11 protein-coding genes are annotated in these 14,780 nt (G+C 41.1%); 5 read left to right on the top strand and 6 right to left on the bottom strand.

The genetic code is table 11. From position 1 onward, the window contains the following. Positions 1 to 189: 189 nt before the first annotated feature. From AACM45_RS10975 to AACM45_RS10950, 6 genes are all read right to left on the bottom strand, one after another. Positions 190 to 468 carry a F0F1 ATP synthase subunit epsilon gene (locus tag AACM45_RS10975; RefSeq protein WP_339142659.1) on the bottom strand — a complete coding sequence of 93 codons (279 nt, stop codon included), beginning with the start codon at positions 466 to 468 and terminating at the stop codon, positions 190 to 192. 88 nt (positions 469 to 556) lie between these two features. Next, on the bottom strand, positions 557 to 2,065 hold the full coding sequence (gene atpD / locus AACM45_RS10970; RefSeq protein ID WP_339142657.1) for a F0F1 ATP synthase subunit beta: 1,509 nt from the start codon (positions 2,063 to 2,065) through the stop codon (positions 557 to 559). A gap of 168 nt (positions 2,066 to 2,233) precedes the next feature. Beyond that, positions 2,234 to 4,984, bottom strand: a complete 2,751-nt coding sequence (locus tag AACM45_RS10965; protein ID WP_339142655.1) for a TonB-dependent receptor — start codon at positions 4,982 to 4,984, stop codon at positions 2,234 to 2,236. Positions 4,985 to 5,192: 208 nt separating this feature from the next. Beyond that, positions 5,193 to 7,040 carry a glutamine--fructose-6-phosphate transaminase (isomerizing) gene (gene glmS, locus AACM45_RS10960; RefSeq protein ID WP_339142654.1) on the bottom strand — a complete coding sequence of 616 codons (1,848 nt, stop codon included), beginning with the start codon at positions 7,038 to 7,040 and terminating at the stop codon, positions 5,193 to 5,195. Positions 7,041 to 7,168: 128 nt separating this feature from the next. Then, positions 7,169 to 9,037: a DUF4270 domain-containing protein gene (locus AACM45_RS10955; RefSeq protein ID WP_339142653.1), complete on the bottom strand. Its 1,869-nt coding sequence runs from the start codon at positions 9,035 to 9,037 to the stop codon at positions 7,169 to 7,171. Between the two features lie 5 nt (positions 9,038 to 9,042). Beyond that, positions 9,043 to 9,852 (bottom strand): glycogen/starch synthase, encoded by an 810-nt coding sequence (locus tag AACM45_RS10950; RefSeq protein WP_339142652.1) that lies wholly within the window; start codon positions 9,850 to 9,852, stop codon positions 9,043 to 9,045. A gap of 102 nt (positions 9,853 to 9,954) precedes the next feature. Between AACM45_RS10950 and panC the strand changes: the two genes are divergently transcribed. From panC to radA, 5 genes are all read left to right on the top strand, one after another. Further along, on the top strand, positions 9,955 to 10,803 hold the full coding sequence (panC, locus tag AACM45_RS10945; protein WP_339142651.1) for a pantoate--beta-alanine ligase: 849 nt from the start codon (positions 9,955 to 9,957) through the stop codon (positions 10,801 to 10,803). A 13-nt stretch (positions 10,804 to 10,816) separates the two neighbouring features. Further along, complete coding sequence (gene panD, locus AACM45_RS10940; protein WP_339142650.1) at positions 10,817 to 11,167, top strand: aspartate 1-decarboxylase; 351 nt, start codon at positions 10,817 to 10,819, stop codon at positions 11,165 to 11,167. A 2-nt stretch (positions 11,168 to 11,169) separates the two neighbouring features. Then, positions 11,170 to 12,135, top strand: coding sequence for a lysylphosphatidylglycerol synthase transmembrane domain-containing protein (locus AACM45_RS10935; protein WP_339142649.1), 966 nt, complete (start codon positions 11,170 to 11,172; stop codon positions 12,133 to 12,135). A gap of 25 nt (positions 12,136 to 12,160) precedes the next feature. After that, on the top strand, positions 12,161 to 13,303 hold the full coding sequence (locus AACM45_RS10930) for an alpha/beta hydrolase (protein WP_339142648.1): 1,143 nt from the start codon (positions 12,161 to 12,163) through the stop codon (positions 13,301 to 13,303). A gap of 89 nt (positions 13,304 to 13,392) precedes the next feature. Continuing rightward, positions 13,393 to 14,754: a DNA repair protein RadA gene (radA, locus tag AACM45_RS10925; protein ID WP_339142647.1), complete on the top strand. Its 1,362-nt coding sequence runs from the start codon at positions 13,393 to 13,395 to the stop codon at positions 14,752 to 14,754. Positions 14,755 to 14,780 lie beyond the last annotated feature (26 nt).

Genomic DNA, 14,780 nt, shown 5'->3' with positions numbered 1-14,780 from the left:
CCCAAAAGTACGATCTTTATTGAAATGCCAAGTAGTGATCAGCCACAAACAAACTAGACCTAATCATGTAACGTAAAGATTTATTGAAGCAAGGAATTTAAAAGAATATCCGATTGATATCCTTGTGGCTTTCAAACAAAAAAGCCACTCTAAGAAAGAGTGGCTTTTAATTCTAGAGTACGAACTAATTTAATCAGCAAGTACAATTACTTTATTATCTTTCATTTCAATGGTTCCACTGGTGATGGAAAGCACAGTTTCTCCGTCAGCCCCTTTTGAAAATTTGCCCTGAAAATCTTCGTCGATCTTCATATCACCTTTAATCTTGACATTACCTTCTTGCAGCAATGATAAAATCGGTGCGTGATTCTGAAGCATCTGAAATTCTCCATTGATACCGGGTACGGTAACTGAAGTTACTTCTCCTGCAAATAACGTTGCTTCTGGGGATACGATCTCTAAATACATAGTTTTCAGTTATGAGTTACGTGTTAAGAGTGATAGAGTTTGATTTCATGGAAGACCCTGAACCCCAAATTCTTAACTCTTAACTATTTTACGCTTCCGCTAACATTTTCTCTCCGGCTTCGATAGCCTCTTCTATGGTTCCTTTCAAGTTAAAGGCAGATTCTGGCAAGTGATCTAACTCACCGTCCATAATCATATTAAAACCTTTAATGGTTTCCTTGATATCGACCAATACTCCCGGAATACCCGTAAACTGCTCTGCCACGTGGAAAGGTTGTGACAAGAAGCGTTGTACACGTCTTGCACGACCAACGGCCAGTTTGTCTTCTTCAGAAAGCTCTTCCATACCAAGAATCGCGATAATATCCTGTAACTCTTTGTATCGCTGAAGTAGTTCTTTTACTCGTTGTGCGCAACCATAGTGATCGTTACCCAATATCTCTGGTGTCAAAATCCTTGAGGTAGAATCCAAGGGGTCAACCGCAGGATAGATACCTAACTCCGCAATCTTTCTTGAAAGTACTGTCGTAGCGTCAAGGTGGGCAAACGTTGTCGCCGGTGCTGGATCCGTTAAATCATCCGCAGGTACATAAACCGCTTGAACCGATGTAATGGAACCTCTTTTAGTCGAGGTAATACGCTCTTGCATTGCACCCATCTCGGTTGCCAATGTAGGTTGGTAACCTACAGCTGAAGGCATACGGCCCAATAGTGCCGATACTTCAGAACCTGCTTGTGTAAACCTAAAAATATTATCTACGAAGAAAAGTACGTCTTTACCTTGACCGTCACCTGCACCGTCACGGAAGTACTCGGCAATCGTCAAGCCTGATAGGGCCACACGCGCACGTGCACCTGGGGGTTCGTTCATCTGACCAAAAACGAAAGTCGCTTTCGATTCTTTCATTGCGGTTTTATCAACCTTTGATAAATCCCATCCACCTTCTTCCATGGAGTGTAAAAAGTCATCACCATATTTGATAATACCAGACTCCAACATCTCACGTAGTAAGTCGTTACCCTCCCTGGTACGTTCACCAACACCTGCAAAAACAGATAGACCACCGTGTCCTTTCGCAATGTTGTTGATCAATTCTTGAATCAATACCGTTTTACCAACTCCCGCACCACCGAACAATCCAATTTTACCCCCTTTAGCGTAAGGTTCAATCAAATCAATTACTTTAATACCTGTAAAAAGCACTTCGGTAGAAGTGGATAAATCTTCAAATTTTGGTGCCTCACGGTGAATTGGTAAGCCGTCGTCACCAGATTTCGGCAAGTTTTCCATTCCATCAATCGCATCACCGATTACATTAAAAAGTCGACCGTATACCTCTTCCCCGATTGGCATTTGAATGGCACTACCTGTGGCAGTTGCCTCAACACCCCTACTTAATCCATCGGTAGAATCCATAGAAATGGTTCTAACCGTATTTTCCCCAACATGGGACTGTACTTCTAAAACCAGTTTAGAGCCGTCGGCCTTTGCGATTTCCAATGAATCATAAATCTTTGGTATATCAGCACCTGATTCAAATTCAACATCAATAACCGGTCCGATGATTTGGGCAACTTTACCTGTAACTTTAGCCATTACTTGCTTATTTCGTTTTGTTCGATTTTTATGTTGGAAAACGCTAATTTTTCCGGCTGCAAAGATATGTTTTTCGATTCGTAAATAGAAACTTCTGAAATCTTTTTTTGACAACAAAAAAAGGCGCCCGAATGGGGCGCCCTTATCAAAATATTTGAGCTGGCTTTTTTAAGGGTTAATCGTCCAAGAAACGTAGTATATAGCCCCTATAAGACCTGAACCGACCGCTTGAAAATATTCTTCGTTCAAGATATTCGAACCACCTGCTTTAAAGATAGATTTGATACTGGGTACCGAATAGTTGATTTGGGCATCCAGAACAGTATAGGCAGGTACATCGCCATCGGCAAAAGAAGCTTCCCAAAAGAAACTATCACTCCAACGGTAGTTCACTCCAAATCCGAAATTTTTGAAAAGATCGGTCTTTCCAAAAGAGGCTTTTACCTTATGCTCGGGAGAGTTGAAATTAGTTCTTATACCCTGGGCCCTCAATTCTTCTTCATCCTCAAGTTTAGTATAGGTATAGTTTACACCCAAGTCAAAGCCTACGATTTTTGTATCAACACCTACCGTACCTCCATAAGAAGTAATTTCTTGCGGGGAATTGGTATATACTTGATATACTTCAAAATCACCATTCTGAAGGGCCAATAAAGATAAACCGCCATCACCAGCTTCTCCGTACAAGGGCACAAAGGTCTGTGTTTGCGATATGAAATTATCATAACTGTTATAGTACCCACTTAAATCAATGGTAAATTTGCCTATTTGGCCCCTATACCCTAACTCATAAGCCGTTATCTCTTCTGGTTGCACCAATGGTGTATTGACGGCAGTAGGGTTTCCAGCAACCACCGACGTCAATGAAAAAGCATTTTCATAGGCAGCCCTACCCAATACCTGAACCGAGCTTTGACCCGTAAGGGCTTGGCCGCTGGCACTCAAATCAAAGTTTCTTACATCCCTATCCAAGTTATCAGGAGCCGATCCCACCAAAATCGCATTACCAACATTCAAACCAATAAACAAATCTTGTGTTGTCGGGTTTCTAAAACCCTGTTGTACCGAAACGCGAAGGTTATGGTTTCGTCTTTCGCCCAAGGTTGCGGATAAACCTGCCCTTGGGGAGAAAAAGCCATCAAAAAATTCATTCTTGTCATATCTTCCTGAAGCGGTAAACTTCAATCGATCGTCCATAAATTTTTTCTGAAGCTGTGCATAACCACCATACTCATCATAGGTGATAGGCCCGTCGATATCGGTAAAAATAGTTCCTTGCGAATTCAGTTCATATTCCCTGTACGAACCGCCCACTTGAACATCGGCCCAGTCATTGATCAAGTGCGCCAAATTATAGTTTCCGTTTGCGTGACGAAATTTTGTGTTATCTATAAATTTGGCCCCTGTGGTCAAATCGCCGTCATTGATGACCTGATTGAATGCGCTCTCGAATTGTGATGTTCCCGGAAGAAAACGTCCTGTATCCGCTGCGGCACGCGCGGCTGCATGCGCTTGTTCTTCAGTAGCCAATACGCCCGAACCAACGCCCAATCTAGCCCCAATGAATGTCTGGGCATACTCGGTAAACCAATCTTGATCCGATTTCCATCTTCTGTTTACATTGATACCGGCAAATCGCGTATCGTAAGCGTTACCTGAATTTTCAGAAACAATATAACCTCGAATAAAGAAATTATCGTTCTTTAGTTCCAATTTATGTTGCTGCATGGTAAAGCCATCAACGGAGTATCTGTTAGCACCTTGATAAATAGTGGTACCACGACCAATACGTCCGTTATAAATTAATTCAAGGTCATCACCAAAAGGCCTGTAGTGTACCGCAAAGTCCGTTTTCAAACTTTCTGCTTGGTAGTTTGCCAAATCCCCTTCTTCATAACCGGTTCTCGAAACCACCGCCGTACCCAACGTACCGGATGGAAGCCCAGCTAGGGCATCAAAATTAAGGGGCGTGGAAACCTCATCACCATAAACATTCAATCCATCAAAGGCCGGATTCGTTCTATCTTCACCAGGGCGATTGATATCGGTGAAGTTCGCTGCATGCCAATCTTCACCTCTTAAAAGTGAAATGTTGGCTTTAACGGCAAATTTATCGCTAAAGGCGTGGGCAGCACGTATCCCTACATCATAATAGGTATTGTCCCCTGCAACTTCTTGAGAGGTAATACCTGTTTTGCCGTAAGCACTTAGGCCTTGAAAATCAAATGGACTTTTACTTCGCATAAACAAAATACCGTTAAACGCACCAGCTCCATACAGTGCCGAAGAGGCTCCTGGCAAAATCTCAACACTAAGCACATCAAGCTCAGACATCCCTACCAAGTTTCCTAGCACAAAATTCAAACCGGGAGCGGTATTGTCCATCCCATCGACCAACTGCAAAAATCGTGTATTGGCAAATGTGGCGAAACCCCTGGTGTTTATGGATTGAAAAGTTAAACTATTGGTATTGATATCAACACCCTTCAAGTTTTGTAACCCGCCATAAAATGATTCAGCGGTGGTGTTCTTTATTTCACGCAATCCGAAGCGCTCTACCGAAACAGGGGACTCAAAAATACGTTCTGGGGTGCGCGAAGCGGAAATAACGATTTCATCAAGCAAGGTAGAAGCCTCATTTAGGGTAACCGATAGGTTTTGATTGTTGGAGGTAACCTCGACTACAACCTCAGAAAAACCAATGCTGGTCACTTTTACCTTGAAAGGGGGTACTTCTTGTGTCGTTAAGGTGAAATTACCGTCAAAATCGGCTATTGCCCCCTCAGCCTTACCAATTACCACAACATTTGCCCCGGGTATAGGCTCGCCATTGTCATCAACCACTTTTCCTGTAATCGTTGTTTGGGCCATTGAGGAAACTCCCAACAAAAGGAAAAATGTCAAAATTAAATTTTTCATTAGACTTGAATTTGAGTTAAGTTAGTTTTAAATCAGCGTAAAAATATCGAGCGGAATATACATTTTTTTGAGTTCAAATCAATAAAAATAAAAAGGAATTATGCATGCATAGTACTTTTTGTTTAAAAAAATGAAGTTATAAATAGGGATTTAACAAAAAAGTCGTCTATTTAAGACGACTTTTCTAAAATTCTATAAAATCTAAAGGTTACTCTACAGTAACTGACTTTGCCAAGTTTCTGGGTTGATCCACATTGCAATTTCGCATTAAGGCTATGTGGTATGAGAGCAATTGCAAAGGTATGGTCGTTAATAAAGGTGTCAATGGTTCAGAAGTCTCAGGTACTTCAACGACATGATCCGCCAATTCCTTTACGGTTTCATCACCTTCGGTAACGATGGCAATGATCTTACCACTTCTAGACTTGATCTCTTGAATATTACTCACCACTTTCTCGTAGTGTCCTTTTCGGGTTGCGATGACGACTACCGGCATTTCTTCATCAATCAACGCGATAGGCCCATGTTTCATTTCTGCGGCGGGATAGCCTTCGGCATGTATATAGCTGATTTCCTTCAGTTTCAAAGCACCCTCTAAAGCTACCGGAAAATTATAGCCCCTACCTAAGTACAGACAATTTGACGAGTCTTTATATTCGGCAGCGATTTGTTCTATCAATACATTGGATTCCAATGCTTTTTCAACTTTTTCAGGAATACCTTCCAATTCCGTTAAAAACTCATGGAACTTTGATTCAGAAAAAACGCCCTTTTCTTTGGCAAGCTTCAATGCTATCAACGTAAGCACCGTAATTTGGGTCGTAAATGCTTTCGTGGATGCAACCCCAATTTCAGGACCGGCATGCGTATATGCCCCTGCATGGGTCTCCCTAGCTATTGAAGAACCGACCACATTACATACCCCAAAGACAAAAGCACCTTTTTCTTTGGCCATTTTTATGGCTGCTAAGGTATCGGCAGTTTCACCTGACTGTGAAATGGCAATCAATACATCTTTATCGGTAATAACCGGGTTTCTATACCTAAACTCTGACGCATATTCGACTTCGACGGGAATCCTAGCCAAATCCTCAAAGATATATTCAGCAACCAGACCCGCATGCCATGAAGTACCGCACGCCACTATGATAATTCGGTTTGCATTTAAAAATTTTCCTAAATGCTGGTCGATCCCCGCCATTCTAATTATACCCTTATCGGCCAATAATCGTCCACGATAGGTATCTAATATCGCCCTTGGTTGCTCATAAATCTCTTTAAGCATGAAATGGTCATATCCCCCCTTTTCAATCTCCTCAAGATTTAACTGAAGTTCTAAAATATCAGGATAGGCAATCGCATCGTCTTTGATTTTACGAAGTTTGATTTCTTTTCCAACACGGATTATGGCCATTTCCTCATCTTCTAGATATACCGCATTATTGGTAAATTCAATAAAAGGAGAAGCATCAGAAGCGATAAAATATTCATTCTCACCAATACCTATCGCCAAAGGACTACCCAATTTGGCAACCACGATCTCATCAGGTTTGTTCTTGTCAAAAACAGCGATTGCATACGCTCCTACAACTTGGTTCAGGGCTATTTGAACTGCCTGACCCAATTTTACACCCTCCTTTTTCTTTACTTCTTCGATTAAATTTACAAGCACCTCGGTATCTGTATCAGATCTGAATTCATAACCCCGTTTTAAAAGGGCTTTTTTAATGGACTCATAATTTTCAATGATTCCATTATGGATGATAACCAAATCACCCGAATTTGAATAATGGGGATGCGAATTGACATCATTAGGCACCCCATGCGTGGCCCACCTAGTATGACCTAGGCCCAATTTTCCATTGGTAGAAATGCCTTTTTCTACCTTATTCTTAAGATCTTCTACTTTACCCTTCGTTTTTGCGAGATGGGTTTCCTCCCCATCGAAGAGCACGATCCCCGCACTATCATACCCGCGGTATTCAAGTCTTTGAAGACCTTTTATTATTACGGGATAAGCGTCTCTATGACCAATATATCCGACTATTCCACACATAAATTAACGTATTAGATTGAAGCACAACTTGATAATATTTCGCAAAAATATACTATCACAGTACGAATCGAATCAAATTAATGGATAAACGTAAAAAAAACCTGAATTGTATGTTTATGGCCCAGATATTAATCAATCTCGGTAAAGAAAATCTCCAGTTTCAACTTTTTATCTTCATTTTCTGGAGCCACATTGTTACCGAACAACACCGTACCGGATGGAATAACATTGGAAAGCACGGGTAATTCTTCAACATTTCCCGAATCACCCATGGCATCCAGAACCGCAAAGATTCCGATGTTCGCGGTTAAAGTCAACGCCAGTTTTTCATTCGGTGCATCCCTTAGAATCAAATCATTGATATGCTCTGTAATACGAATGGAGTATTTGATTCCATCCCCATCTTCATCAGTTTGGATAATACCGTCATAATTCAGAAATTGTCCGAGCGGCAATTGGGAAACCGAATTCTCCGTGCCTGTAGAGATAAGGGGTAAATTTGTTTCAGTGTCGTACAAGTATAGTCTTGGTGGTTCTACAAAACCTTCAGGTCCATTTAATTTTTCGGCATCGATATAAAAGGACAGGATCGCCTCATTGATGATCCAGTTATTCGCCCTTATCCCATCGATAATGTCAGCTGCCACATCTTCATCTTCATCAAAAAGGAACAGTTCGGCATATACCCCAGAACCGCCTTTGAGGTAGATTCGTGAGGCGTTCACACCAGTATCCAATTCATCACTTACCTCAGCGGAAAAAGGATCGTCTATAAATGTATTCACGGCGTTCCCGAACGTTGTATTGTTCTGATTTCGCAACAGGTTTAAGACAAATTCCCGTTCTATGGTCTCAACGGAACCCAATTCATCATCAGATATATTCGTATCGATATAGTCTTGAAATTCGTAGTTTAAGGTTATTGTGGCTTGCGAGAGATCTAAGAGCAACATGACATCACCGTTTGCAGGTTGCAATGAAAAGTGAAGTCCTCTCAGAAAATTGGCAAAGTTGGCCTGACTAAGTAATTCCAATGAACCTTCCATATCCAAGAGGTTTTCTTGAAAAAATTGTGGGTCCAACCGCACTCTAATGCCTGGTGGCAACCTTTCGTCTACAACTTCAGATTCATCCGTTTCCGTTTCTGGATCATCTTCCTCAAAAATTACAAATTGTTCATTGCTAATGGTAACCTCACCCTCAAAAAGTGGGGCTCCCTCCACAAAACTTGGAATATTGGTATTGCTAAAGTACTCTTGAGCCTCCTCAAAATTAGCTTCTGGATCTAAATCCCGTAGAAAGAAAGAGGAGCGCTCCACCTTAAAGTTAAAAGGTTGTGATAATGCATTTTCTGAACCGTATATGGAATCAAGCTCAAAAGCAATCGGAAAGGTATTCGGGACAAAATCTTCTTCTGAACCATCTTCATCAGCATTCAAGGGGTCAGAACCTTGATTTCGTTCTTCACTATCCGTAACACCATCACCATCTGAATCACTGTTTGGATCATTGGGGTCCAAATCTTCACTATCAATCACACTATCACCGTCACTATCATTGTTCGTGCTAGGTATCAATTGGTAAGGCATATATAAAATGACCTCTGTAATCGTTTCTTCCTCATCAATGGTGTCTGGATTTTCGTCATTTTCGGCACCATCCTCTTGCGCTTGGGAAAGATTTCCAAAGGTGTTTATAATCGAACCGGTATTCGTATTGACAGGTAATCGTAATTGGCTGGTAATATGTGCTTCCCTTCGACCGTAGACAGGGTCGTTGTAAGTTCCTACTTGATATACTGGAAGCCTATTGGTTTGAACGGCTACCACATTCTTATTGAACGCAAAAACATCAAATTCGGCACGATTGGTCTCGAAAGGTTCCCCGCCAATCACACCATCACCTAAAGTATCGAGTTCTTCTTCGCAACTACCAAGAAATAAAACCAGACCGAACATTCCGGCTATCGCCGGAACCAAACTTTTCTTCAAACCCATTTGGCTTACTTTAAAACTTCCGTATTGTAGAAATCCGAATAAGCTTCCTCTGCTTCTTGAAATGAAACATAAGGTAAAACTGGCTTATCCTGTTTGGAAATGTATTCTGTTAAATCATCAGAAATCGCTTCCGAGGCTAAAATAATCGCATCGGAATAATCTACTGCAACCTTTAACAAATTATTATATTCGGGTGTTTTCAGTGAACTGACTTTAGCATGGTCTATGCCATCAAAGGCTATTTTCTCTTGCATCTTTATATCCAATGCCCCTTCATAGCCTTTTTCATAGACCGAGGTCACGATCTTACTATCGGCGAAAATCGGTTCGTCAGCATAGTACTCCCTTAGATACAAGGGCAAAAGGGAAGCCATCCAACCATGGACGTGGATAATGTCTGGAGACCAATTTAATTTTTTGACCGTTTCGACCACACCCTTGGCAAAAAATATGGCCCGCTCATCATTATCGGCAAAAAGGTTTCCATCTTTATCAAAGAACGTTCCCTTTCTTTTGAAATATTCCTCATTATCAATAAAATAAACTTGTATACGTTCCCTCGGAATCGAAGCGACTTTTATGATCAAGGGCATATCCATATCATTGATGACCAAGTTCATTCCAGATAAACGGATAACTTCATGAAGTTGATGCCTTCGCTCATTGATGTTGCCGTAACGCGGCATAAAAATACGAATCTGACCGCCTTTGCTATTGACCATTCTTGGGGCCTCGTATGACATTAAGGAAACTTGATTCTCTGGAAGGTAGGGTACTAATTCTGAAGATACAAACAATATCTTTTTGCCAGTCATAAACGAAATTTTTGTCTATTCGAAAAAACGTAGCTGCAAAAGTACAAAATTTATGTAGATTACCAGTATTTATGGTATTTTTGCACGCCTTTATCAAAACACATGCATGTATTTACTAGAAAAAACGATTTAAATGCGCTTCTTAAGGGCGAAAAGGTCAAAAGCCTGGCCCTAGGTTTCGTACCCACAATGGGTGCCTTGCATGATGGGCATTTGTCTTTGGTCAAAAAAGCCGTTTCTGAAAATGACCTTGTTGTAGTGAGCATATTTGTAAACCCTACGCAATTTGATAATGAAGAGGACTTTGAGAAGTATCCTGAAAACTTACAGCAAGATATACGCTTTTTAGAGACCGTTTCTGAAGACCTTATGGTGTTTGCCCCTTCAAAGACTGATATTTATGATGACCGTATTGTTTCAAGGTCTTTTGATTTCAATGGTCTTGAAAAGGCCATGGAAGGAGCGTTCAGAACAGGTCACTTCGATGGGGTAGCTACCATAGTATCATTGTTATTGCATATCGTAAATCCGCAAAGGGCGTATTTTGGCGAAAAGGACTTTCAACAATTACAGATCATCAAAAAGCTGGTGGAGCTTGAAGGTATTCCCTGTGAAATTATTGGCTGCCCCATAGTGCGAGAGCAAAATGGATTGGCCAAAAGTTCTCGAAATGAAAGACTCTCTAAATTAGCCCAAGAACGGGCGGGTTTTATCTACCAAACCCTACAAACTGTCAAATCTGAATTTGGCATGAAAAGTGCTAGTACTATAAAGAATTGGGTAATCAACGCGTTCAATGCGAATGAGCTGCTCGAATTGGAATATTTTGAGATAGCTGACATCGAGACCTTGACACCCATGACAAACAAACAGGAAAACATAAAATACAGGGCGTTTATCGCTGCATACGTCGAGGGAATTCGACTAATTGACAATATCGCCCTTAATTAAGTAATTTTGCCCTATGCAAATTGAAGTTGTCAAGTCAAAAATACATCGTGTAAAAGTAACGGGCGCCGATTTAAATTATATTGGCAGTATTACCATTGATGAAGATTTGATGGATGCCGCAAATATCATACGTGGCGAAAAAGTTCAAATCGTGAACAACAACAATGGTGAGCGATTGGAAACATATGCCATACCCGGACCCCGGGGATCGGGCGAGTTGACCTTAAATGGTGCCGCAGCCCGAAAAGTCGCCGTTGGTGACGTTCTGATATTGATCACTTATGCGCAAATGCATATCGAAGAGGCTAAAAAATTCAATCCTGCTTTGGTCTTCCCTGATGAAACAACCAACTTATTGAGGTAGTTTTGGGTGTTTCAATGAAGAAATTTCTTAAAACGATTATTCCAATTGCAATTGGTCTTTTCTTGGTCTGGTATTCGTACAACGCCACTACTGCAGAAGATCGCACGCAAATCATTACGAATATTTCGAATGCTAGCCCTTTTTGGGTTCTGCTATCCGTAGGTATTGGGATTTTGAGCCACATCTCAAGGGCAGTTCGTTGGAATTTTATGCTCAATCCTTTAGGGTACAGGCCCAAATTGAGCAATAATATTTTTATAATACTAATGGCTTACTTTGCGAACTTGGGCATACCAAGATCCGGTGAATTTTTGCGGGCTACCGCCTTGACTACATATGAAGGGGTACCCTTCGAAAAAGGTTTTGGCACGATAGTCACCGAAAGGGTCATTGATCTGATAATGCTATTATTGGTTATTGCCTTGGCCCTTTTTCTCCAAACGGATATTATTTTGGATTTTTTAAGTGAAAAAGGGGTTAGCCTTTTAGGTTCAGCCGTAATTTTAGGAATCGGAATCGTTGGCCTTATCACTTTTGTATTTTTAATCAGAAGATCAAATAGTGGTTTTGGGTTAAAATTGAAGAACTTCTTAAACGGGATGCTAGACGGGGTATCAAGCATCTTAAAAATGAAAAAGAAATGGCATTTTATTTTCCATACCTTTTTTATCTGGGGCTGTTATATTGCCATGTTCTGGGTCATTAAATATACGGTTGCTGCAACAATCGACCTGTCATTCTCGCAGCTTTTGGTCGCTTTTATAGCCGGAGCATTCGCAATGTCAACGACCAATGGTGGTATCGGGGCCTATCCTATTGCGGTTACCGCGGCCTTGTCTTTATTTGCTGTTCCTGAGGTATCAGGAAAAGCCTTCGGATGGATAATGTGGATCTCGCAAACCCTTATGGTGGTTCTTTTTGGGGCAATATCATTTATACTCTTACCGTTATTGAACAGAAATCGATAACAACTGGTTATCAAAATCTTTTCAAATGACCAGACCAATCTTCCTTTTTATTGCCCTATTGAGTATGGGGGTAAATTGCCAAGTCAAACAAGAGATCTTCGAATCATTCAAGCTTCAAGAGCGCCGCGACGTTTCGTATTATTTTCCTGAAAACTATGATGAGGAAAAAAAATATCCCCTTATCGTGGTTTTGGATGCCGAATATCTTTTCGACAATGTTGTTGCCAATGCCAAGTTTTACAGCACCCACAACCGAATGCCCGAAGCCATTATCGTCGGAATACATCAAGATGAAGGTGATTTGCGCTGGGAGGATTGTGATTTTGAGCAAACTACCGGACTACCTACGGAAAAGGGGCAACTGTTTTATGAATTTTTAGGTACCGAGCTGATTCCATACCTTGAAACGAGTTATAGTATCGCACCCTTTAAAATGTTCATCGGCTATGACATTACGGCTAATTTTGGCAACTACTTTCTTTTTAAGAATAAATCGTTGTTCAATGCCTACTTATCCATCTCTCCTGTTCTAGCACCCGAAATGGATGCTCGAGTTCCGGCACGATTATTAGACTTGGATCAAGAGCTATTCTACAATATCGTGCTTGAGAAAGAACCGACCGAAGACCGCCAACGTATACTTCAAATGAATACTGCGATTGCCTCGATCCAAAAAGAGAACCTGCACTATTTCTTTGACCAGTATGATGAACCTGACCACATCTCCATCGCAGCCTATGGTATCAGTAAGTCTTTTGATAACATATTTAAATTATTCAGACCAATCAGCCCAAAAGAATATAAAGAAGAAATACTGACCTCAAACGAACCCGTAATCGCTTATTTAGAGGATAAATACGGTATGATCGAAAAATTACTTGGTTTCAAAAAAGAGGTAGAACTGAACGATATTATGGCCATCTATGCAGGATGCTTGAAAAAAGAGGATTATGAATCCTTAAAGCCTTTGTCCAGTATTTGTAAGAAACAGTTTCCTGAGACTATGATGGGCTTTTACTTTGAAGGGGAATATCTCGAGTTGGTCGGGGAGCCGAAAAAAGCATACAAGGCTTTCGAAAAAGCGTTTCAAATGAATGAAATCGACTTTTTGACAAAAGACATGGCCTTGGATAAAATAGATGCCTTAAAAGCAGACTTTGGGTATTGACATTGCGTAGTACGATCCTTTTAAAATAGGATTCCCCATAAATCTTACCGACCAAATCCACTATCTTTAGCCAAATTCCGATTGGATAGATGGCAAAGACCAAAACCGCTTATTTCTGTCAAAATTGTGGTGCACAATATGCAAAATGGATTGGGCAATGTACCTCTTGCAAACAATGGAACACCGTTGTTGAAGAAGTGGTACAAAAAGAGGAAAAAAAAGCTTGGAAAGCTTCTTCGTCAACCCTGCAAAAAGCTGCCAAACCCTTATTGGTCAGGGATATTGCAAATGACAAGGAAATCAGGTTAAATACCCTTGACCAAGAATTCAATAGGGTCTTAGGTGGCGGATTGGTACCTGGGTCACTAACCTTATTAGGGGGCGAACCCGGAATTGGAAAAAGCACTTTATTGCTTCAAATCGCTTTAAAACTAGCTTATAAAACCCTTTATGTCTCTGGGGAAGAAAGTCAAAAACAGATTAAGATGCGTGCAGATCGCATCCATCCAAATTCAGAGAACTGCTTTATCCTTACCGAAACCAAAACCCAGAACATCTTTCAGCAAATCGTTGCCCTTGAACCTGACCTGGTGGTCATCGATTCCATTCAAACATTGCATTCCGATTATATCGAATCCGCCGCGGGTAGTATTTCCCAAATAAGGGAGTGTACCGCTGAGCTGATCAAGTTCGCCAAAGAGAGTAACACACCTGTCATTCTAGTTGGTCACATCACTAAAGATGGCACGATCGCCGGGCCGAAAATCTTGGAGCATATGGTTGATACCGTGCTTCAATTTGAAGGGGACCGAAATTATGTCTATCGCATTCTACGATCATTAAAAAACAGATTTGGCTCCACGGCAGAATTAGGCATTTATGAAATGCAAGGCAGCGGTCTTCGTGAGGTGAACAATCCTTCTGAAGTATTGATTTCAAAGAATGACCAAGACCTGAGCGGAACGGCAATTGCCGCAACCGTTGAAGGCATGAGACCGCTACTTTTGGAAATTCAGGCCTTGGTCAGTACCGCCGTGTATGGAACACCGCAACGCTCTGCGACAGGTTTCAATGCCAAACGTTTAAATATGCTGTTGGCCGTATTGGAAAAGCGCGCGGGATTCAAACTCGCTGCGAAGGATGTCTTTCTAAATATTACAGGGGGAATTTCTATCGATGATCCTGCCACGGATCTGGCGGTAATCGCCGCAATCTTATCAAGTAACAGTGATATTGCCATTGAAAAAGGGGCATGTTTTGCGGCAGAAGTTGGTCTTGCAGGGGAGATAAGGCCCGTACAGCGAATTGACCAACGAATTTTGGAGGCCGAAAAATTGGGTTTTCAAACCATTTATGTTTCCAAAAACAATAAAATTGGGCTAAAGAAGACCAAAATTCAGGTCAAACTCGCTTCAAAAATCGAACAAGTGGTCGTGGAATTGTTTGGTTAAAAAGTGTTTATCTTTAAAGTACTGAT

The sequence above is a fragment of the Croceitalea sp. MTPC5 genome, from assembly GCF_036985505.1.
Lineage (GTDB): Bacteria > Bacteroidota > Bacteroidia > Flavobacteriales > Flavobacteriaceae > Croceitalea.
This window is presented reverse-complemented; position numbering and strand designations above follow the sequence as displayed.